Annotated in this window: 1 protein-coding gene; it reads left to right on the forward strand. The window is 31.6% G+C overall.

Features of this window, described 5'->3' with window-relative positions; translation table 11 throughout:
* The coding region (locus HW45_RS04830) for an ATP-binding cassette domain-containing protein (protein ID WP_038225326.1) at window positions 1-1393 on the forward strand (1393 nt) is incomplete at its 5' end.
* Window positions 1394-1944: the final 551 nt, after the last annotated feature.

Consider the following 1944-nt stretch of genomic DNA (forward strand, 5'->3'; position numbering starts at 1 on the left):
AGATAAGAGTTTGAAGTCTAATGCTAAGTCAGCGGTAAAATTAGAAAGGTATTTCCTTAAGTTTATACCATATTATTCAGGAATTTCAGCTGTACATAGTATGAAAACTATTGAGCAGTATAGAAAAAACTTGTGGGATATGATTCCATCTATTGCGGTTGAATGTACGACATTTCTTATTTTATTTGTTGCGCTAACTACGTTCATATCTTGGCTTAGTGTTTATTTCTTTCTGTTCTATGCGACAGTTTTTATCATATTCTATATTTATAGAACTAGATTATATAAATATTTATTGAAGTTGGAATCAGCATCAAATCATGTTCTAAATATGCGAGTTTTGAACGTAATGTCTAGAATTAACATACCCTTCATTAATAATAAATACCTATATGATAGATATGTTAATAAGTATGGCATTGCTCTTAATTGTGAAGATAGGATCGCTCGCTTTAATTTTTATTGGGATGAGCTAACTAAAATCATTTCCTTTTTTTCGTTGTTTATATTATTTTTAGTAAGCTTTTATAGTATATCTAACTCACAGCTAAACCCTTCATATATGACTGTATTGTTCATATTAAGCTCACGGTTATCTGGTTCTATATCTCAAATGGTTACAAGACTATCATATTATAACATTAGTGTTCATCACATAAAGGAATCATTTTCATCACTGATCAATGATGATGTGATAAAACTTGAAAAGATAGATAAAGTCGGAATTCAACTGCAAACGATAAAAAAGATCAAAGTTCAAGACTTAACGTTAACAACAAAAAGTTTGGATAAACTGATAACAGGTGGGTCAGCGAAATTTCATAGGGGGGGTATTTACGGTATTAAAGGTAAAGTTGGTTCAGGCAAGTCAACTTTTCTTAGAGCGCTTGTGGGAATCGAATCTATAGAAAAGGGTAAAATTGAATATGATGGAGTAGATATTAATATATTAGATTCATCATTCTTCAAGAATCATGTAAGCTATGTATCAGCTTCTGATAACCAACTCTTTCCTGGCTCATTGTACGAAAACTTTGTTTATAGAAATTGTAATACTAAACGAATAATGGACACAATATTATCAGAATGTTTTGGGGAAAGGGTTTTTGATTATCAAAGCTTATATGTTGATGATATTGAGACTATAGCGATGTCTACCGGACAAAAAAGAAAGTTAATATTTCTGCTCTCACTATTGGATCAATCTAAATTATACATTTTCGATGAAGTACTAGTTAACTTACCAAAAGAAGACATAGAAAAATCAATATCGATAATGAGACAGTTTTCCCGTGATTCAATAATTATACTAGCGAGTCATTCAGATGCGATACTTAACGCCTGTGATTTAGTTTATGAAATAAACGAAGGTACTATTGATGTAGGTCGATAGTTTAATTAAAGACTGATGAAATAAATAGTGATGTTGAGTCATTGGCTATATTCAGAGTTGTGAAATGTTTGGAATATTAACCTCTAGTGCTAGGATGAGGACTAGCACTGAGTTTTATATTGATGGAGTCCATATTTTATCGCAAATCTAACTGTATTTGTTATATGTGTAGCTTAAAAAGGACTTAGTGAATTTATCTACCTTAATGACATTTAGAGGATAATAAACAATTTAATTTCGGCACAAAAGCGCGCTCTAGTTAGAGAACTTTCCACTAGGGTAATGTTAATTAGACATTTGTCTGTTTGAACGTTGCCGTTATCCTTAATGCTGAGCAGTGAGCTTTCTTATAAGAAGTTTTAAGATACTCGACAAGCAGTAGCTAGTTCTGAACTAGTTCGATTTTTGATGTGATAAAAATGACATAAAAAGAAATCGATACATCTGGGCTAAGGGCCATAATAATTGGGGTTTCAGTCTATGATGGCCGACATACGCATCTTAGTTACATACATTGAATATCTAGCGCACTATAACTAAAGGAATTGATT

It is taken from the genome of Vibrio sp. ER1A (genome assembly GCF_000733315.1).
Classification (GTDB): Bacteria; Pseudomonadota; Gammaproteobacteria; order Enterobacterales; family Vibrionaceae; genus Vibrio; species Vibrio mediterranei.